This is a genomic window from Acinetobacter sp. 161(2023) (assembly GCF_037027805.1).
Classification (GTDB): domain Bacteria; phylum Pseudomonadota; class Gammaproteobacteria; order Pseudomonadales; family Moraxellaceae; genus Acinetobacter.
On record NZ_JAZEYD010000020.1, the window covers coordinates 1 to 20,511 of the forward strand.

Annotated in this window: 19 protein-coding genes; 17 read left to right on the plus strand and 2 right to left on the minus strand. The window is 37.4% G+C overall.

Going from position 1 to position 20,511, the window contains the following annotated elements; genetic code table 11:
* The first annotated feature begins 223 nt into the window (after nucleotides 1-223).
* From WA249_RS17040 to hisC, 7 genes are all read left to right on the plus strand, one after another.
* On the plus strand, nucleotides 224-1,672 hold the full coding sequence (locus tag WA249_RS17040) for an RNA polymerase factor sigma-54 (protein WP_336170459.1): 1,449 nt from the start codon (nucleotides 224-226) through the stop codon (nucleotides 1,670-1,672).
* A gap of 167 nt (nucleotides 1,673-1,839) precedes the next feature.
* A complete protein-coding gene (hpf, locus tag WA249_RS17045; protein WP_336170462.1) occupies nucleotides 1,840-2,181 on the plus strand; it encodes a ribosome hibernation-promoting factor, HPF/YfiA family in 342 nt (113 codons plus the stop codon).
* A 135-nt stretch (nucleotides 2,182-2,316) separates the two neighbouring features.
* Nucleotides 2,317-2,568 carry a BolA family iron metabolism protein IbaG gene (gene ibaG / locus WA249_RS17050; RefSeq protein ID WP_004794487.1) on the plus strand — a complete coding sequence of 84 codons (252 nt, stop codon included), beginning with the start codon at nucleotides 2,317-2,319 and terminating at the stop codon, nucleotides 2,566-2,568.
* A 6-nt stretch (nucleotides 2,569-2,574) separates the two neighbouring features.
* Nucleotides 2,575-3,831: a UDP-N-acetylglucosamine 1-carboxyvinyltransferase gene (murA, locus tag WA249_RS17055; RefSeq protein WP_336170464.1), complete on the plus strand. Its 1,257-nt coding sequence runs from the start codon at nucleotides 2,575-2,577 to the stop codon at nucleotides 3,829-3,831.
* The gene (gene hisG / locus WA249_RS17060) at nucleotides 3,831-4,514 is read left to right on the plus strand and encodes an ATP phosphoribosyltransferase (protein ID WP_005043031.1); all 684 of its coding nucleotides are present in this window, start codon (nucleotides 3,831-3,833) and stop codon (nucleotides 4,512-4,514) included. The genes murA and hisG overlap by 1 nt, the downstream gene beginning before the upstream one ends.
* A gap of 106 nt (nucleotides 4,515-4,620) precedes the next feature.
* Nucleotides 4,621-5,910, plus strand: coding sequence for a histidinol dehydrogenase (hisD, locus tag WA249_RS17065; RefSeq protein ID WP_336170467.1), 1,290 nt, complete (start codon nucleotides 4,621-4,623; stop codon nucleotides 5,908-5,910).
* A 69-nt stretch (nucleotides 5,911-5,979) separates the two neighbouring features.
* Entirely contained in the window at nucleotides 5,980-7,065 is a 1,086-nt protein-coding gene (gene hisC / locus WA249_RS17070; protein WP_336170469.1) for a histidinol-phosphate transaminase, read from the plus strand.
* Nucleotides 7,066-7,068: 3 nt separating this feature from the next.
* Here the strand turns inward: hisC and WA249_RS17075 are convergent, their stop codons facing one another.
* Nucleotides 7,069-8,427, minus strand: a complete 1,359-nt coding sequence (locus WA249_RS17075) for an anthranilate synthase component I family protein (protein ID WP_336170471.1) — start codon at nucleotides 8,425-8,427, stop codon at nucleotides 7,069-7,071.
* A gap of 353 nt (nucleotides 8,428-8,780) precedes the next feature.
* Between WA249_RS17075 and filA the strand changes: the two genes are divergently transcribed.
* From filA to filF, 6 genes are all read left to right on the plus strand, one after another.
* Nucleotides 8,781-9,632 (plus strand): putative pilus system protein FilA, encoded by an 852-nt coding sequence (gene filA / locus WA249_RS17080; protein WP_336170473.1) that lies wholly within the window; start codon nucleotides 8,781-8,783, stop codon nucleotides 9,630-9,632.
* Between the two features lie 311 nt (nucleotides 9,633-9,943).
* Nucleotides 9,944-10,777, plus strand: a complete 834-nt coding sequence (filB, locus tag WA249_RS17085) for a putative pilus system C39 family peptidase FilB (protein ID WP_336170475.1) — start codon at nucleotides 9,944-9,946, stop codon at nucleotides 10,775-10,777.
* A gap of 45 nt (nucleotides 10,778-10,822) precedes the next feature.
* The gene (gene filC / locus WA249_RS17090; protein ID WP_336170476.1) at nucleotides 10,823-11,998 is read left to right on the plus strand and encodes a putative pilus system protein FilC; all 1,176 of its coding nucleotides are present in this window, start codon (nucleotides 10,823-10,825) and stop codon (nucleotides 11,996-11,998) included.
* 12 nt (nucleotides 11,999-12,010) lie between these two features.
* Complete coding sequence (gene filD, locus WA249_RS17095; RefSeq protein ID WP_336170478.1) at nucleotides 12,011-13,675, plus strand: putative pilus system OmpP1/FadL family transporter FilD; 1,665 nt, start codon at nucleotides 12,011-12,013, stop codon at nucleotides 13,673-13,675.
* A complete protein-coding gene (gene filE / locus WA249_RS17100) occupies nucleotides 13,669-14,940 on the plus strand; it encodes a putative pilus assembly protein FilE (protein ID WP_442891993.1) in 1,272 nt (423 codons plus the stop codon). Before filD ends, filE begins: the two co-directional genes overlap by 7 nt.
* Before the next feature lie 13 nt (nucleotides 14,941-14,953).
* Nucleotides 14,954-16,963: a putative pilus system protein FilF gene (gene filF / locus WA249_RS17105; protein ID WP_336170553.1), complete on the plus strand. Its 2,010-nt coding sequence runs from the start codon at nucleotides 14,954-14,956 to the stop codon at nucleotides 16,961-16,963.
* Nucleotides 16,964-17,021: 58 nt separating this feature from the next.
* Here the strand turns inward: filF and WA249_RS17110 are convergent, their stop codons facing one another.
* Complete coding sequence (locus WA249_RS17110; RefSeq protein WP_336170480.1) at nucleotides 17,022-17,570, minus strand: NUDIX hydrolase; 549 nt, start codon at nucleotides 17,568-17,570, stop codon at nucleotides 17,022-17,024.
* Nucleotides 17,571-17,684: 114 nt separating this feature from the next.
* Between WA249_RS17110 and WA249_RS17115 the strand changes: the two genes are divergently transcribed.
* The 4 genes from WA249_RS17115 to WA249_RS17130 all read left to right on the plus strand — a co-directional run bounded on the left by WA249_RS17115 (nucleotide 17,685) and on the right by WA249_RS17130 (nucleotide 20,463).
* On the plus strand, nucleotides 17,685-18,314 hold the full coding sequence (locus tag WA249_RS17115) for a CoA pyrophosphatase (protein ID WP_336170481.1): 630 nt from the start codon (nucleotides 17,685-17,687) through the stop codon (nucleotides 18,312-18,314).
* Between the two features lie 19 nt (nucleotides 18,315-18,333).
* Nucleotides 18,334-18,861 carry a gamma carbonic anhydrase family protein gene (locus tag WA249_RS17120; RefSeq protein WP_336170555.1) on the plus strand — a complete coding sequence of 176 codons (528 nt, stop codon included), beginning with the start codon at nucleotides 18,334-18,336 and terminating at the stop codon, nucleotides 18,859-18,861.
* Nucleotides 18,862-18,996: 135 nt separating this feature from the next.
* Nucleotides 18,997-19,662 carry a tRNA (adenosine(37)-N6)-threonylcarbamoyltransferase complex dimerization subunit type 1 TsaB gene (gene tsaB / locus WA249_RS17125; protein ID WP_336170483.1) on the plus strand — a complete coding sequence of 222 codons (666 nt, stop codon included), beginning with the start codon at nucleotides 18,997-18,999 and terminating at the stop codon, nucleotides 19,660-19,662.
* 9 nt (nucleotides 19,663-19,671) lie between these two features.
* Nucleotides 19,672-20,463, plus strand: coding sequence for a class I SAM-dependent methyltransferase (locus tag WA249_RS17130; RefSeq protein WP_336170486.1), 792 nt, complete (start codon nucleotides 19,672-19,674; stop codon nucleotides 20,461-20,463).
* The last annotated feature ends 48 nt before the right edge of the window (nucleotides 20,464-20,511 follow it).

Genomic DNA, 20,511 nt, shown 5'->3' on the forward strand with positions numbered 1-20,511 from the left:
AGCGCTGAATTTAAGATCTGCAAATAATAAGACTAGCTAAGTACCCCTTAATTAACAAAGATATATAATCAATAAATAAGGTTACTCTTTAGTAAGATTTTTTAATAAAAAAAATCAATTTTTCTTCTGAAAATTTTACACTCATGTGTATGACAAATAGAAACTATATGTTATAAATATTGAATAGGCATGATTTTTGCTTGTTTTATGGAAACTAGAATATATGAAATTATCTGTTGGGTTGAAAGTTGCGAATTCTCTATCGTTAACACCTCAATTGCAGCAGGCGATTCGTTTGTTACAACTCTCCAGTTTAGAGCTTGAACAAGAAATTCAGATACAACTAGATAGTAATCCTTTACTTGAAAAAATAGAAGAAGAGTCATTAACAGAGAGTCTGTCTACATTAGAAAGTAAAGAATCAGATGACTTAACAACTGAGTTAAATGCAAACCATTTACCCGATGATTTACCAGTCGATACCGAGTGGGATGACATTTACACTCATCAGTCGACGGCTTTGGCTACTCCAGAATTTGAAGAGCGAGAGGATAACCGCCAAGTTCAATTATCTTTAAAAGAACACATTTTAGAACAGGTTAATCTTCTGCACTTTTCCAAAATAGATCAATTAATTGCTTATTGTATTGTTGATGCATTAGATGATAATGGATTTTTGGATGCTGAGTTAGAGGAAATCATTTTAGCCTCACAGCAATTATTGAATGAAATGGATATTGAGGAAGAGATAGAAGAAGATGAAGTTTTGGTGGTTTTAAAGCATATTCAAAGACTTGATCCCTTAGGAATTGGGTCACGTAATTTAGCAGAATGCTTAAAAATACAGCTCGAATTTTTATCAAAAGACGTTGAATATTTAAATGAGGCCAAAAGCCTATTGCAATATTATGAACTTTTAATAGCAAATGATCTGAATAAATTACTCAAACAGACAGGTCTAACGAAAGAACAATTAAAGTTTGCAATCAGTCTTTTAAAAACCTTAAAACCCTATCCGGGTATGGATTTTGATAAACAAGAATCAGATTATCAAATTCCAGATGTAGTGGTTTCTAAAAAGGATTTACATTGGCAAGTTCAACTAAACCCAGATGTGTTACCTAAATTAAGAATTAATTCTTTTTATTCAAGTATGATTCGTAGAGCAGATCAAAGTGAAGACAATTTATATTTGCGTAATCAGATGCTTGAGGCAAAAAACTTTATTAAAAGTATTGATGAAAGACATAAGACGTTATTAAAAGTAGCATCTTGTATTGTGGAGCATCAAAAATCTTTTTTGGAGATAGGTGCTGAAGCAATGAAACCGCTGGTTCTTCGAGATGTTGCTGAAGAAGTAGAGTTGCATGAGTCTACAGTTTCTCGTGTAACTACAAATAAATATATGCTTACTCCACGCGGCCTTTTTGAGTTGAAATATTTTTTCTCTAGCCATGTAGGTACTACTGCCGGAGGAGAAGCTTCTTCTACTGCAATTCGTGCAATGATTAAAAAACTTGTAGCAAGTGAAAATCCACGTAAACCTTTGTCTGATAATGTAATTGCTACATTATTAAAAGATGAGGGGATTGAAGTAGCAAGAAGAACTGTCGCAAAATATCGTGAATCGTTACATATTCCTTCATCGTCTGAAAGAAAAGTCTTGATCTGAATTTTGAAGTATGGCTATTCTAGAGATTCATTATGACGAAATAATGAAATTTTAATTTCACCAAGAGGAGTCGCTAGAATGGTTTAATTGTCCTAAGTCTCTTTTTGATAGCATTAAATCGTTTTAGTTCTTCTTTAAATAACCTAAAAAAGGTGAGGGATAGAATTATGCAAATAACGATTCGTGGACATCATTTAGCAATTACACCAGCTATAGAAGAAAATATTAAATCGAAATTTAATCAATTAACGAAACACCTAGATCAGGTGAACAGTATGCAGATTAAATTAACGAAAGATCATCAAATTGATAAGCGCTCTCATAAGGGCAGTTCAAATCATGTTGCAGAGGCTATCGTAAGATTGCCGGGGATTGAGTTGTTTGCTCAGGCAACTGCTGATGATATGTATACTTCAATTAAAAAACTGACTGAAAAATTAAAAAGACAATTATTAAGATATCGAAAAATGCAATGTACTTATTCTCAAGTTGCTGTTTCTATTGAATAAGTTTTGATAAATTAAGGGAGGCTTGAAAGATAGCCTCTTTTTTATTGATAAAATATAAACACGTACTGAATTCTTGGAAAAAGTTATAGTAAAATACTCCGTTTTACCCCTTAGGTTGTGTCAGAGGTCTTTGCAATGAATAGTGAACAGCTCACTCAAATTTTAAAAGAAGCTTTCCCTGTAGCGGAAGTGGCGGTGAGCGGACAGGCTGGAAAATTTGACCTCCGTATTGTGGATGATCAATTTGAAGGTAAGCGTACGGTGGCTCGTCAACAATTAGTTTATGCACCATTAAATACTTATATTGCAAGTGGGGAAGTTCACGCGGTAACAATTCGTGCAATGACCAAAGATGAATGGCGTAAAGCAAGCCTTTTCGGAGCTTAAATATTAATGGATAAATTTTTAATTACGGGTGGTGTTAAGCTCGAAGGCGAAGTGCGCATTTCTGGTGCTAAAAATGCGGCTTTACCATTACTTGCTGCAACTATTCTTGCGGATTCTCCAATTACAATAACCAATGTTCCAAATCTTAAAGATGTTAATACTTTGGTAAAGCTAATTGGCGGATTAGGGGTAACGATTGGCTATGAAAATGACACAGTAAAAGCAGACACTTCTACTTTAGATAATCAGTTTGCACCTTATGAACTGGTAAAAACAATGCGTGCCTCAATTTTGGTTTTAGGACCATTATTAGCACGTTATGGTAATGCTAAAGTTTCTTTACCTGGTGGTTGTGCGATTGGTTCAAGACCTGTGGACCAACATTTAAAAGCTTTAGAAGCTTTGGGTGCGCATATTGAAGTCGAAAATGGTTATGTCCATGCTTCAGTTGATGGTCGCTTAAAAGGCGGTGAAGTTGTTTTTGATATGGTTACTGTTGGCGGTACCGAAAACATCTTAATGGCAGCAGCATTGGCTGACGGTGTTACGACTATTCGTAATGCAGCTCGTGAACCTGAGATCACTGACCTTGCTCAAATGTTAATTAAAATGGGCGCCAAGATTGAAGGTCTTGATACAGATACTCTTGTTGTAACTGGAGTAGAAAGTTTACATGGTTGTGAATATGCTGTTGTGGCTGATCGCATTGAAACAGGTTCTTATTTAGCAGCTGCTGCAATTACAGGCGGACGTATAAAAACAACGCATACGGATCCGGCATTGCTTGAGTCTGTTTTAGATAAGTTTGAAGAAATGGGTGCTGAAGTCACTCGTGGTGATGACTGGATTGAACTTGATATGATGGGTAAACGCCCTAAAGCTGTAAGTTTTAGAACTTTGCCACATCCAGAATTTCCAACTGATATGCAAGCACAACTGATGGCAGTAAATGTTATTGGCCGTGGATTCGCGACAATCTCTGAAACGATCTTTGAGAATCGTTTTATGCATGTTCCTGAATTGTCACGAATGGGCGCTAATATTCAGGTGGAAGGTCACGATGCTGTCGTAACCGGAGTTGAAGTTTTACAGGCAGCACCTGTTATGGCAACAGATTTACGTGCTTCATTCTCTTTAGTTCTGGCTGCTTTAGTTGCAGAGGGAGATACCTTAATTGATCGTATCTACCATATTGACCGTGGTTATGAACATGTCGAAGAGAAGCTTCAAGGTTTAGGTGCCAAAATTAAGCGAGTAAGTTAATGAATGATGTAAGAAACGATGATCCTAATTTTGATGTGATGGGTAATTTTGATCATGGTTTGACCTTGGCATTAAGTAAAGGGCGTATTTTAAAAGAGACATTACCTTTACTGGCTACAGCGGGTATTAATTTACTCGAAGATCCGGAAAAGTCTCGTAAGCTAATTTTCCCTACTACGCATAAGCAAGTACGTATTTTAATTTTACGTGCATCTGATGTACCGACCTATGTAGAAAATGGTGCAGCAGATATAGGTGTAGCAGGTAAAGATGTGTTGATGGAGCATGGTGCTCAACATGTCTATGAGTTGCTTGACCTGAAAATTGCTAAATGTAAGTTGATGACTGCTGGTAAAGTAGGCATGGAGCATCCAAAGGGTCGTTTAAAAATCGCCACGAAATATGTCAATCTTACACGTCAGTATTATGCAAGCTTAGGTGAACAGGTTGATGTTATTAAGCTCTATGGTTCTATGGAGTTAGCACCATTGGTAGGGTTGGGTGATTACATTGTGGATGTGGTTGATACTGGTAATACTTTAAGAGCAAATGGTCTTGAGCCATTAGAAGAGATTTGCAAAGTCTCTTCTCGATTAATTGTAAATAAAGCCAGTTTTAAACGTAAACAAACTTTGTTAAATCCAATCATTTCACAGCTTGAGCAAGCTGTTCAATCGCGTTAAAAGCAATTTCCCATCATGCTTTTGCGATAGTTAAGCTAGATGATGCCCACAAGCGTATAGAAAAAGGGTAAACTTACTTTTTCTTTTTCGCCTTGTGGGTAAATTGATGCGACGTTTATCGACTCAAGATCAAAACTTCAAACAGGTTTTTGCTGAGCTATTGGCATTTGAAACCGTGAATGATCTTAATTTAGTGCAAACAGTAGATCAAATTATTGCTGATGTTCGTCAGCATGGGGATGATCATGTTTTAAAACTTACTCAACAGTTCGATCGACATCCAGCGTATCAATTTTCAGATTTAGAATTATCTCAAGAACAACTAAAAACTGCTTTTGATAATTTAAGCCCAGAAATTCGTGATGCTTTAGAGTTGGCAGCAAAGCGTATTCGCACATTTCATGAAGCTCAGAAACAAGATAGCTGGACTTATATAGATGATTTGGGCAATACATTAGGGCAAAAAGTTACGCCTTTAGACCGTGTTGGTATTTATGTGCCAGGTGGTTTAGCCTCTTATCCATCTTCAGTTCTAATGAACGCTGTACCTGCTCATGTTGCGGGTGTACCTGAAATTATTATGGTTGTTCCAGCACCGAATGGTGAATTAAATCCATTGGTTCTTGCGGCAGCTTACCTTGCAGGAGTCAGCCGAGTGTTTACCATTGGTGGGGCACAGGCTGTAGCAGCTTTGGCTTATGGGACACAAACCATTCCACCTGTAGATAAAATTACTGGCCCAGGGAATCGTTTTGTAGCAGCTGCTAAACGTGCTGTATTTGGTCAAGTTGGTATCGATATGATTGCTGGACCTTCTGAAATTTTAGTCTATGCAGAAGGTGAGAATAATGCAGATTGGTTAGCTATGGATGTTTTATCTCAGGCTGAACATGACACAGTTGCTCAAGCTATTTTTATAACTCCAGATGAAGCTTTGCTCAATGCAGTAGAGTTGGCAATTGAAAAGCATTTAAATGAATTGCCAAAGGCAGATATTGCACGAACTTCAATTGAAAACCGTGGTGCTTTGGTATTAGTCAAAGACCGTGCCGAAGCAATTGAGTTGATTAATCAGGTTGCACCAGAGCATTTGGAGCTGTGCTTAGATGATGCCGAAGCGATGAGCGAAGATATTCGTCATGCTGGAGCAATTTTCATGGGGCGTTATACACCTGAAGCAATCGGTGACTATTGTGCGGGCCCAAATCATGTATTACCGACATCTGGAACTGCTCGTTTTTCTTCTCCATTAGGCGTTTATGATTTTCAAAAACGTTCGAGCCTAATTATGTGTTCGAAAGATGGGGTTAAAACCTTAGCTAAAACAGCAGACATATTAGCAGTTCAAGAGAATTTAGATGCCCATGCACGCTCAGCACGCTATCGTTATCAATAAGCTTATAAACCTTGTAGTTTTTTAATTATTACTCAGGGCTGATTTTCAGCCCTTTTTTGAGATAAGACCATGACTTTATCTACAGCACAAATGCGCTTTTGGAGTCCAGAAGTTCGTGAATTAGAGCCTTATGTTCCGGGTGAACAGCCTAAAATTCAGAATTTATTGAAACTTAATACGAATGAAAATCCATATCCGCCATCACCAAAAGTAGTTGAAGCAGTTCAAGCTGTTTTAACTCAGCAAGCTGATGCATTGCGTTTATATCCAGATCCAGATGCAACAGCTTTAAAGCAAGCAATTGCTAAACAACAGAATATTGAGATTTCTCAAGTTTTTGTTGGGAATGGCTCAGATGAAGTACTTGCTCATATTTTTAAAGCATTTTTCCTTCAAGACGAACCTATTCTTTATCCGGATATTACTTATAGTTTTTATCCAGTTTATAGTCAGTTCTTTGGAACAAAAACTAAAGAAATTCCACTTAATGAGAATTTTGAGATAGAAGCTAAGGACTATATACAACCAAATGGCGGGATTGTTATTACAAACCCTAATGCACCAACCAGTATTGCAATGGGTTTGCCTGATATCGAGCAAATCTTAAAAGCAAATCCAGATCGGGTAGTGGTGATCGATGAGGCTTATGTTGATTTTGGGGCAGAATCCGCAGTTGGTCTTGTAAATCGCTATGAGAATTTGGTTGTTTGTCAAACAACTTCGAAGTCTCGTTCATTAGCTGGTTTGCGCGTTGGTTTTGCAATCGCTCAGCCACATTTAATTGCAGCGCTTGAAGCTGTCAAAAATAGTTTTAACTCATATCCTATTGACCGTTTTGCAATTGCAGCCGCGGTAGCTTCTTTTGAAGATCAGGCTTATTTTGAAGAACAATGCCAGAAAGTTATTTCTAGTCGTGAAAAGCTAGTAGATGAATTAACTGCTTTGGGTTTTAAAGTTTTGCCATCTAAGGCGAACTTTATTTTTGCTTCGCACGCAGTACATGATGCAGGTAAACTTGCACAGCAATTACGTGAACAAGGTATTATTGTGCGCTATTTCAATAAGCCTCGTATTAATCAGTTTTTGCGTATTACAGTGGGTACTGATGAGCAAAATATGCGTTTAGTGCAAACGTTAAAACAAGATATTCTTTAAGTTTTAGTCTGCTGTGCTGTTCATCAAGTTCAGCATGGCAGAGATTTTATCAAGGCTTTCTTGATATTCTGCTTCTGCATTTGAGGCAATCGTAATACCACCGCCAGCCCACAAAGAGAGCTGATTTTGATATTGTTGAAAGCTACGGATAAGAATATTCCAGCGACCCGTTCCATCAAAATTGAAGTAACCTAATGTCCCGCAATAAGCACCTCTTGCTTCTTCTTCTAGCTCTTCAATAATTTGCATTGCCCGAATTTTTGGGGCTCCTGTAATCGATCCCCCAGGTAAAGCAGAGAGCAACATTTGCATCGGATTAACATCATCTTTAAGGGTGGCAACAATCTCACTGACCATATGATGAACTTGATTAAAACTTTCAATCTCGAATAATTGTGTTGTTTTTACCGACCCTGTATTGGCATAAATGCTCAAATCATTACGTAATAAATCAACAATCATGACATTCTCTGCCTGATCTTTTTGCGAGTTTTTTAAAGTTTGTTTTGAAATAAAATCTTTTTCGATATCTTCATATCGAGGCATGGTTCCCTTAATAGGTCGGGTCTTAATTTGTTTGTTTTGATTGAATTCAATGAAAAGCTCAGGGGAACAACTTAGTAATTCAAATTGATCTAATTTTAAATAACCTGCATATGGTGCATTAGTAAGGCTCCATAAATCTTCAGTTTTATTTAATAAAGCGCCTTTAAAATCAGCTTTAAATTCTTGGGTTAAATTAATTTGATAACAATCTCCAGCTTTAATATATTCGTGTATTTTATTAAAAGCCTCAAAATATTGCTCTTTAGACCATCTTGGCTGAATAGGAGTTTTTAATTCAAATGTATTTTTATATTTATTACAAATAGAGTTCTCTATTTTTTTTTCAATATATCTGAATATATCAAGTGCATCTATTTCATCGCTAAAAAAATACCAATCATTATCTATATATTTTAAAAAAGAACGATATCGACCTAAGAATAAAGATGGCTGGATATGAGTTTGAGCATTAATAAATTGATGTGCAGCAAAATCATAACTAATAAAACCGATATAGCCGCCGTTAAAACTTGTTATCGAGTTAATGTTTTTACTTTCTTTTAATTCATTTTTTTTTAGTTGAATAAAATCTAATAATTGATTCGATTTTGTTATATTTTTATATTTATTAAAATTTTGACGTTGAAATACTAAGTTGTTTTTATTTTGAATAAGCATGTATTGCTGAGGAAGAAAACCAATAATGGGATTGTTATTGTCATTTAAATAAATGAGCCCAGTTAATTCTTGTAAAATTTTTAAAATCTCTGCAACACTTTCACCATGTAATGAGATTTTTTTCTTTAACTGAGACATTTTAAATAAGAGAATAGTTAATGAGGGAAATGTTAGTTTACTACAACTTGTGGACCATCAGCGAGAAGACTTACGAGGGAGATACTTTTCGTTGATAAAATAGTCGAATTTTAGAAGGAATCAGGGGCGTATTTTGACGTTAAAAGTGGAATAAACTGAGCGTACCGTTTGTCGGGTAGTTGGCAAAAAATGCACAACACTAGTTGAACAAAAAGTAACGTAGAGGTAATTTAGTAATTGCTAAGCAAAACTACTCAAGGATTGGAAGTTTCGGTTGCTATAAAAGAAAAATGCAACTTGAGACAATGAGAGTGGTTAAAGTCAAAAAATAAATGCTCTTGGGAGAGTGCTCAATGAAAATGTTCACTAAACTTGCTTTAGTTTCTTCTTTAGCTATCAGTGCAAATGCAATGGCAATGCAGTCAATGGACGATGCTGCGCTTAGTGCTGCTACAGGTCAAGATGGTATTAACATTGGTATCGCTTTAGGTTCTGGCGGTATTTCTATAGATAAATTATATATTCATGACAACGATGGTTTAAACCCTACTACAGGAATTACGGGTGCTGCAGCAACTGCGGGTGCAATCGCAGTAAGTGGAGTAACTGTTAAACAAGTGGATACAACAACGAACCTGCTAGATCTTAAAATTGATAGCGTTGGTGCTGCAGGTGCAAATGGAGCGTTTTTAAACGTTGCTGCAAATGTAGGCGCGGTTGATGTACATGTCGGTTCTGTGGGTGTTGGTACTTCTGGTACATTAAATACGACTACTGCTGTACGCGGTATTACTGAAACAGCTCCAACTGAAATTATTTCTGGTCTAGACTTATCTTTAGGTGCTATTTCAGCGAATGTACAATTAGGTGCTACTCCACAAGGCGCAATGATTAAAGTGAATTCAGCTTTAAAAGGAGGATTAACTTTATCTAACTTCGGTATTAATGATGCTGCAGGGGGCGGTAAAATTGTTCTTGATAAAGTTATGGTTCGTGGCGCGGGTAATACAACTGGTGATTTAGACGTAAATGCGAATATTTCAGTTGTACCAACTGGTTTGAAAATCCAGAATAATAGTACTCAAGGTATGAATCTTTATGTACAAGGTGTACATTTAGGTTCTAGTACTGCGGCTTCAATTGGTGATATTGAAATTCAAGGTTTAAATGTAGGTACTTCTACAATTACAGTTTCTGGTCACTAATTTAAAAAAGTTTAAAATAAAAAAGCGCGTTTTATACGCGCTTTTTTATTTAATGAAAATTAAATTAATTTTATCTAGTTGTTTAATATAAATTATTATATGAATAATAAATATATTAGAAGTGCCAATATTAAAAAATGAGAGTTAATTAACAGTTTAATTAAAGTAGAACTATACATTCATCAAAAAGATTAAAAAAAAGCTGTTTTTTACAAAAAAAAAAGGTATCTTCAACACACAGGGATGTAGAGCTATTGCTCTAAGAATAAAATGAATAAGGCCAGTTGCGCCACCATTTAGAACAAGTGCTTATGTTAGAGATTGCTTTAGGCTCAGCATTGATATATTACTTTGCGACAGAAGCCTTCGAAATAGAAAAAAAGCCACCAGGAACTGTGTATTACACAGAGACTGCCGATTCACGTAATTTATCTTTTCGCCGTAATCATATTGAACCCGTTAGGATTAAACCCGCTGTAGAAGACCAGTTTCGCGGCATTGTTCGGCAGGCATATGATTATAGCTGTGGTTCAGCCGCTCTTACTACACTTCTAAATGGTTATGTGGGTACTAGTTTAACTGAACAGCAGACCATGAGCGGCTTGCTACAGTATGGTGAATATCAGCGGATTATTGAACGTCGAAGCTTCTCGCTACTTGATATGAAACGCTTTGTAACTGCTATCGGTTTAGATAGTGGGGGATATCGTGGCGAGTTTTCAGATTTAGTCAATCTTAAACAGCCCGCAATTGTTCCAATTTCTTATGCTGGATTTAAGCATTTTGTCGTATATAAAGCTTATAAAGATGGACGAGTCTATGTTGCTGACCCTGCATTAGGGAATATCAGCTTTGATGAAAATCGTTTTAAAGAAGTTTGGGATAATAATACATTATTTGTAATTTCTGTCCCTGAATCTCAGCGTAAAGACTTACTGGCTTTAAAAGATTCAGATATGCGTCATGTGGAAGATGCAACTGTTAACCGTTATGCCTTTGTGGATATTCAATATCCTGCATTTAATTATGACCGTTTAGCAAATAAAGCTTCGACCATGCGACGGGTGCTAGATAAAGACCCAAATTCTGCAACCTATAATCAGCCAATAGAAACTTATATGCGTCTTTACTATAAGCGTAAATAATCAAATGTAAATTGAATAAAATAAATACATTAGGTGGGAAGAAATATGAATAATCGATGGATGAATATGAGTGTGTTGGCATTAAGTATGAGTGCTATTACAGGTACACTCTATGCTGATGATCAAGTTGCACAAACAGAAGTACAAAATACTGCACTTGCATCTGAAGTCAGTACGACCTCAGAAGTAACAGCTAAAAAAAATTCAGTTCAAGAAGGGGGAGCAGCTTCGACTACAGAAGCTGTACCTACTGAATCTGCTCCTGCATCAGCTAATCCAGAAGTACACCAAGCTGCTAATGCTTTACAGAAAAAAGAAGGCGATGCGACACAAGAGACAAATTTACAAGAAGTATTCACATCAAATGAACGTCAATATTCTTTGATAAAACGAGGTGCGGTTTCTGCATATTATGACCTTGACTACACTTATTATCGTGATGCTCGAATTGATTTAGCTTTGGCAGATAATTCATCTCAACTGAACCGTTTACGTGTTGAAGAAGATGCTAACCATACTTTGACAAATAGTTTTACGGTCCAGTATGGAGTCTTGGATAACTTAACTCTTTCAGCAACGTTACCTTTTGTTGCAAAGTCTGAAATTATTAAAAATACAACTACTGCCGGTTTGGGTGATATCTCTTTGGGCGCGCGTTGGGAACCATTTCCTTTAAAGCAAGGTCGTTTACCACTCGTTCTCTTTGGTAGTTTATCTACAAAAACTGGTGATAGTCCTTATGAAATTGGCTTAGATGAACTTTCAACAGGTAAAGGTTATTACTCTGCTGGAATCGGGGCAAGTACTCGTAAATATATTGATCCGGTTGTTTTATTCGCTTCTGCCTCTGCCAACTATGGTTTTAAAGAGAGTGGCTTAAATCAAGCCAGAGGTACACGGACCTTAACTTCATTTGATCCTGGTATTAGTGGTGGTTTTGCTTTCGGTTTTGCTTATTCATTTAACTATGATGTGTCATTAACCATGTCGTATCAGCAAAGTTTTAATACAAATGCTGAGTTCCAGTTTAATAATGGTGAATCATATAAATCACCAGACCAAAGTAGTGCAATGTTGTCTTTTGCTTTAGGCGTGCGTGTTTCACCTGAAACAATTGTCAATGGCACGGTTGGTATTGGCTTAACCCAAGATGCACCAGATGTTTCACTTGGTCTATCTTTCCCGCTAGATTTTATAGGCTTTGGCAAAAAAAACAAATAAGGAGATATGCAGGTGAAATATCCTAAATTATGTCCTTTAACGGCGGCAATTGTCATCTCCGGTGTTTCTAGCTTTGCCAATGCTCAATTAGGACAAAACTTAGCAGTTGATATTCGTTCACTATCGATGGGGAATGCTGTAACTGCAGATCCGCCTGGTATTAGTGCAGTTCATTTTAACCCCGCAGCTTTAGCAAAAATTGATGGATTACAGACAGATGTTCAAGGAATTTTAGCTAATTTCGATATTCAGCGTGAGTATTCGGCACCTCCTGGTTATAACGTGTTTGGTTATTCAGATGATCCTCTTGTTTGTAATGATGGTCCTGAAGTTACCGCAAATATTTGTACCGATTTTAAGGGTCCTGTACGAGGGGATGTTGAATACGCCAGCTTATATATACCGATTCTTAAAAAAATGGTTGATTTGGGAGCGGGTTACCCACTCGTTGCACCTACAGCAGGAATTGCTTATAAGCCACCTGGTTCAAAAGTAACTTATGCGACAGCAATTTATGCGCCTTTAATTGCAGGTTTTGGTGCTGAAAATGGTAATGCTGGCAACTATATGGGGCAGCAGGTTGCTGTAGAGCGTATTACTTATTTGTCTCCATCTTTTGGCTATCAAGTAAATGACCATTTATCTGTGGGCGCATCTATAGGCATGTCATATAACGCCCTTGCTCTGAAAACAGATTTGCGATTTCCCAATGAGATGATTGGGGTATTGCGTATGGTTGATGACGTAATATGTGGGCCGTTTAAAGATAATAACGATATGATTACCAATCTATTGTTATTTGGCCTATGTAATACCCAAGAAGGTATGAATCCCTTTAATAAAATGGGATCACTTCAAGTTTCAATGGAGCAGTCTTTAAGTCCTAGTTATAACTTGGGATTGCTTTGGGAGCCGACGGATGATTTTGGCCTTGGTATGGTCTATCAAAGTGCTGCCAAAATGCGTATGAAAGGGAAATATCTGATTAATAATGCCAGAGCTCCTCAAGAGTTAATCAAGGGATTAAACTCATCACCTTCAGGTCAGGTTCTAGCAGCTATTCTTGGACTACCAGGGAGCGTACCAAATTCTGAGTCTGGTTTAGTCGCAATGGATCTTGAATATCCAGCACATTTTCAGGCAGGTATTAAGTATAAAGTATTACCCGATTTACAAGTTAACTTTGATGTAGGTTGGACTGACTATGCTGCGTGGAATAAGTTTAAATTCGAATTTGATCGCCCAATTTCGTTATTAAAAGTGGCCAAACTTTTATCTAATGATGTTACTGATAACTCATTGTCATTACCTTTGAAATTTACTTCCCCATGGAGTTGGGGCATTGGTTTAGAGTATTCAGCAACGGATCGTTTAAAGTTGCGTGCCGGTTATGAGCCTCGTTCCAGCGCTATTCCCAATGATAAACGTAATACAATGATTCCAATTAATAATGCGCAATTATTTGGTTTAGGGGTTGGATATCGATTTGACGCAGATACAGATCTAGATCTTTCGATTGGTTTTTTACGAAGTCGAGATAATATTCCGGCCTGTACGAGTAGCCTATCGAACAAGTGTGGTGTTGATAATATCCTGTTAAATCCTTATGCAGGTTTAGATGTTAAAACCAATACCAAAGTTACAGTACTCGGTTTAAATTATAGAACAAAATGGTAAATTTACATTACGAACGGATGTCTTGGTCTAGACTTGCTATTGCGACTTTTTTTGTTGCAATAGCAGCTAATTCTGCTGTTTATGCAGATGGTTTCTATACAATTATTGGGCCAGATGGTCGCCCAATGATTGTGCCGAGCAAAAAAGTAGAACGGGAGGTATCACCTGCTAAAGTATTAGCTCGTCCAGATGTAAAGGTCGATCGTTCAGAAGAAATGGTTTTACCTGAAGCAACTCAAAAATTAATACCATTGCCTAAAACAGTTTCAAAATCGTCTAATACTGCATCAACTGCATCAACTGCATCAACTGCATCAACTGCATCAACTGCATCAACTGCATCAACTGCATCAACTGCATCAGTGAACATTAAATCTGCGATTCCAACACAGACAAAAAAAGGTAAAGAAAAAGCAGGAGCTTCTGAGCAAAAGTCTGGTTTAGGTCGTAGTAAAGAAAAAATAATAGTCAAAGATTCTGATCTGGAACAAGCACTTGAAGAAAAAGTAAAGTCAAATCCAGTTCCATCCCCGAATAAGGATGTCGCTACTTCATCAGTACCAACACAAAAAAAGGATGAGAACAATTACATTACAATTGACGGTGTTGAATACATTAATAACGAATATTTAGAGAAACAAGAATTTAACCTTGAGGGTAAAAAACGTTTTTATATTATGCCGGACGGCTTAGGTCGTACTGAGTCTATTGAACGTAAAAAGGGTGTCAGTCAGTCTATTCTTGATAATGTATTAAATCGATCACGAAAAGATCAAGTCTCTTCTGTTGTGCTGGCTCCTACTTATCTACGATTATCACATCAAGAGTTGGCGAAGACTTTTGAGAATGATATGTGCTTCATCAAAGACAATAATAAGTCGATTAAAAAATTAAGCCAGAATAAGGAAATTGGTTTATGGCCAAGAAAACCCCTCAAAGAGAAATTTGAATACGAGGTCGTAAAAATAGATTCGTCTATTAAGAATATACAGGTGGCATCTTATGCTATGACCAATGAGAAGCCAGTATATTATTGGCCACTTGCGGTCTTTTTAGATGAAAAGGGTTGTGTTTTAGAGGGTGCAAGTGGTTTTAAGAGTAAAGCATATCCTGCGACAATTTTACAACATGCATCGATTTCAGGTGTTTTACAAGTACCTGACCGTACTTATTATATTATGTTGACGCCTTTATCTTCTGCTGTGGACATGCCAGACCAAGAGTTATCGAATCAGGGACAAATTAAAATTTCAGTATTACGTTAAAAATAAATTAGGAATTATGATGAGTAACAAAATTTTATTACCTTTTGCAGCATCCACACTGGCAATTTTATTAAATGGTTGTGGTGGTGGCAGTTCAACTATTAACGAAGATCCTACACAAGGAGGCGGTGGTATTCCAACCACCAATTTAGCCTGTAAAGCCGCTAGTATTTCAGATGAGTCTTGTTTGAACTTTGAACTGGATTATCCAATTGCTGGCCTAAACTTTGATTGTAGTTTATCCCCTAATCAGCATTACATTACAAAACTAGATCGTAACTCGGTTGGAGGTGCATGCAGCATTAGTAGCAGTAAGTCAGATGAAACGATCTCACTTTATTTGCAAGGGAGTGGCGCACGCAAGATTTCTTTAGGAACGATACCGCTTGATTCACTTGGTAAGTATGGGACTGTACATTTAACTGTATTAGATATGGCTACTGCATTAACTGGTCAGCCTCCAGCTTCCATGAGCAATACTGATCCGACAATCAAAGTTGCAATGGCTTTAATTAAGTTATTTCAGAGTATAGGTATTGAACGTGGCGATAATGTGGTTGGCGATTTACAGCCAACACAATTTACACAAGATAAGAAAGACTTACTGAGCAGTTTGACACAAGATGTAACTGTAGCTGAATGGAAAAGCGGTGAATATGCGACCATCTTAAAACCTTGGTTAGATGTAAGCCAAGTTTCTGATGAGCAAGCTTACGAATTGCTAGTTCAATCAACAAATATCTCTAATGCTGCATTATATCAAGCAAATGAAGCATTATATGCTGGAATTAGTAATTTACCAGCAGCTCTTCCACTGGGTTTCTATGGTTGTAACCAGACATCTTTAAGTAGTTGTTTCAGTACATCTGCAAACAATTTACGTCATATGATGGGCAACATGTTCTTGCTTACAGACCGTCAAGGCTATGGATTTGGTTATGGTATGCAATGGCGGGGGGATGCAACTCTTTCCAAAGATGCTAAAGGTAATGTTTTAGGTGTATTGCCAGCCATTATTTTATTGACCAAAGCGAAGCCGGTACAAATGATTGCTTCAGGACAAAATGGGTGGTTGAGCCCAATTAGTAGAGAAATTCAGTCTAGTCAGCCCCTACGTTTAAGTGTAGACAGTAATGCGAATAATGACTTACAGATTTATCAAGGTAAGCTTGTTAATGAATATGCTGTAGCTGGGAACGAAGGTTTTTATAAACAGTTAACACGTACAACTACCGCTGGAAATGCACAACATTATGGTTTGTGGCGTCAAACTGTAGGTACGGAAAGTTATAATGGTTCTTTAGATATTTTAAAAGCAAATCCAGTAAGTTATTTAGGAAAATCTATTTTTAAAACATCGAAAAATGTAAGTACTGGCCAGCGTTACGTATTTCCATTGTATGCAACTTTGACTTTTAAGTTTAATACAGCAGGACTTGCTCCCATTGATTTGGGCATTGTGGTTGATGAATATGGTGATATTCGTACAGATATTAAGCCAAATGCAACGGATACCGACAAATCTGGTCAGTGTGCGACAGTAGCAGATAGTAGTCTGATTGATAGCAATGGTATTCAACAATACCGAATCGGAACTACTGGTGGTACACAATCTTCAGATAATGATAGTTCGATTACAGTTCGTATGATTTTATCAAATCCTCAATTAGGTAATCTTAATGGGATTATGATGGGTCTGAATTCTATAGTGAAACAGGATTCTAATACAGGGGACAATATAGATGATTCGATTTCTGTGAGTGGTGCTAAGATTAATATTTATAATTTGTTAGCTGGTCAAAATACAGGGAACAGTATTAATTTAAGTACCTTTGATAATACGACAGTAAATTGGCTCAACTTATACGCTTATTATCAGGCTGTTTATAATAATATTAAGGATATTAGTCCGGCACCAACCGATGCTGAAAAAGCTTTGGCTCAACGCATGAATGGTACAGTATCGATTAAATTAGCGGATCAATCTATTCCAGCTTGTAATGCGATTAAGACTAAACCTTAAAAATAAGAGACAAATAAAAAAGACCGCATAGCGGTCTTTTTTATTATCTATGTATTAATTAACCTGTATGGTCTAAACGAGTACCTAAAGTTTCAAGATGTGTTGGGAAAACTTGTTGTTTACGATCTTCAAAATAGTGTCTTAATGTATGTTCAACACTAGGGAAAGCAAGCTCCCCCCATGGAATTTCATGCTCTTCAAACAGACGACTCTCGATGCTTTCTTCACCTGCACCAAAAATTCCATCTTTCAGCTGCGCTTTGAAGAGCACATAAATTTGTCCAATACGCGGAATATTGTACATACAGTACAGTTGCTCTATTTCTATCTCGGCTTCTGCTTCTTCACGAGTTTCACGTGCTGCCCCTTGCTCCATGGTTTCGAACAATTCCATATAACCAGCAGGTAATGTCCATAAACCATAACGAGGTTCAATCGCACGACGACAGAGAAGTACTTTGTTTTCCCATAACGCTAAGGCACCACATATTACTTTAGGATTTTCATAATGAATATTTCCACAATGAGTACAAACACGGCGTACTTTATGATCACCTAAAGGAATTTTTTGTTCGGTTTTATGCCCACACGCTACACAGAAACTCATAATTATCATCGAGTATAGAGATGCCTCAGCATAACTGAATTTTTAGACTTACGCATCAACTCTATTCCCTAAGTTTGATTTTCAGATATGATGCAAAGAGAGATAGAATAATAGGTGAATGGTATGGAAGAGCACTTGCTAACAAAAAAGTTACAGCAAAGATTGCGCTTTTCCACCCGCATACAAGAAGCACAAGCTGCAGTACTCATTGCCATTACTAATGAGAATAATCCAAAGGTACTGCTTACACGCCGTTCAATACATATGAACAACCATGCGGGGGAGGTTTCTTTTCCTGGTGGAAAGCGTGATCCTAGTGATACCAGCAATATTGTTGTAGCGTTAAGAGAAGCTCAGGAAGAGACAGCTTTAAATCCGTTTGATGTACAGTTGCTCGGCGATTTGCCAATGCAACGTGCAAGAAGTGGTTTGTCTGTAAAACCGATCGTTGGGCTTATTCCTCCAGAGGTGACTTTAATACCTCAGCCTACTGAAATTGATCGAATTTTTTTTGTGCCTTTGCAAGAATTAATCGATACAAGACCAATGCCTTATGAAGTGCGTTATGCCCATCAATCTTTATATTTTCCGAGTTTACAGATTGATAATGAAATTATTTGGGGTTTAACTGCTCGTATGTTGGTTGCTCTGTTTAAATATGGATTGGGTTATCAGAAAGATTGGCCATTTTTACTCAATTCACCAACATTTGGCATGCCAAAATTTTCTCATAAGAATAAATGATCAGGATTGATAAATTATGATGTATAGCTATCAAGGACAGTATCCAAAAGCATTACATGAACCATGGGATGGTTGGGTTGCTCCAACAGCAACGCTCATTGGACAAGTAGAGTTAGGGTGTCAAGTCAGCATTTGGTTTGGAGCTGTAGTACGTGCCGATAACTGTGTAGTTCGAATTGGTGATTTCTCTAATATTCAAGAAAATTCTGTATTACATACCGATGCTGGACTTGAGTTAAATATTGGTGAATATGTCACAGTCGGGCATAAAGTCATGCTGCATGGTTGTACGATTGGTGACAACAGTTTGATTGGCATGAATGCCGTGATTTTAAATCGGGCTGTGATTGGTAAAAATTGTATTATCGGTGCTAATGCTTTAATTCCTGAAGGAAAGGTGATTCCAGATAACTCAGTGGTGATGGGTTCACCTGGCAAAATTGTCAAAACTTTAGATGAAGATGGTGCTGCAAAAATACGTTTGAGTGCATTGCATTATGCTGAGCACTTTAAGAACTATGCAGATTTAAAAGAATTCCACTTTTAACTCTTTTTTAGAAAAATATTTTTATGCCAAGCACAAGCTTGGTATTTTTATTTAGAAAGAGAACAACTCGCCTATCAGAGCCGAGTGGGGTATCATAACCCTCGTTTTTAATCTGATTTAATACTAAGGTTGTGCATGAAACTGCTGGCGTTGGAAACTGCAAACGAGCATTGTTCCATTTCATTAATTGATGAAACCCAAGAACTATTTTTCCAACTCGATACAAGAGCAAAAGCACAAACTCAGACTATTCTGCCAATGATTGAGCAGGGCTTACAGCAGACAGGACTTGACGTTGCTGGTTTAGATGCGATTGCCTTTAGTCGTGGCCCAGGTTCATTTAGTGGTGTCCGAATTAATGCGGCTGTAACTCAGGCTTTAGCTTGGTCACAAGATTTGCCGGTTATTCCAGTTTCTACCTTACAAGCTCTCGCGCAAGCAGCTTTTCGACTTGAAGGTTTAAGGCAGGTAACCGCGGTACTCGATGCGCGTATGAATGAAGTTTACATTGCAAGTTTTGTTCTAAATGAACAAAACATCATGCAGTGTATTGATGAAGAAAAATTAATAGGCTACGAGCCAGCTACTGCTTACGCAAAACATTGCTTAATTGGTTCGGGCGCAAAGCTACTTCAAGCTGATGCAGATCATCAAACAATCACTGCAACTGCACAAGACATTGCTTCTATTGCACGTGTTTATGCAGAAGAAAAGCAGTGGGTTGATGCTGAACATGCTTTACCAGTTTATTTACGTGATGATGCATGGAAAAAAATAGCAGATCAGGGTAAAGCAAAATAAAGGCTAATCATGCACATATATTTTGAAGTAGATTTTCAAGAGCAAGCACAGCACTACCAAGCTGTGCTTTGTTCTAGAGGCGTGACTGTAGAATTGCAGCCAGTTGAAAAACTGAATGCACGTTTTTTACGTTTAAATCCTGAGTTGGCAATTTGTGTGGATGAAAACGGGTTATGGTTATCTGCAAATGGCATGAAAATGCAGCCCGACTGGAAAGCCGAAATTTCCCGTTTAAAACGTGCAAGTCTTAAATCAGAAATGATTGCCCGTGCTTGTCAGTTAAGTGAAAAGCCAATACTGGTTGATGCTACGGCTGGTTTAGGACACGATAGTTTGCTCATGGCTTATCTTGGCGCACAAATACAATTGGTTGAGCGCCATCCGATTTTATTTACCTTACTTGAAGATGCAAAAGCCCAAGCTGAACAAGATAGCTTTTTAAGTCAGTTTATGGATCGGATTCAACTGATCTTTGCTGACTCTGCAAGTTATTTACAACAGTTACAGCAAACAGCTCAAATGGTTGATGTGGTTTATCTAGACCCGATGTTTCCGCAGCGTGATCAGAATCACCAAGCCATCAAAAAGCAAGCCCAAGTTAAAAAACAGATGCAGCTTTTACATCTGCTTTTACCCGAAGATGGTGAGATGGATCTGGGAAATGATTTACTGGTTTTGGCACAGAAAGTTGCTAAACGTGTAGTCGTTAAACGACCACGCCATGCTATTTTTTTGGCAAATCAAGAGCCAGCTCATCAATGGCAAGGAGATGCTTGTCGTTTTGATGCGTATTTTCAGTAGGCTTATGTAAGGTTAGGTTTTATTGCTTGAATAATGCACAAATATATG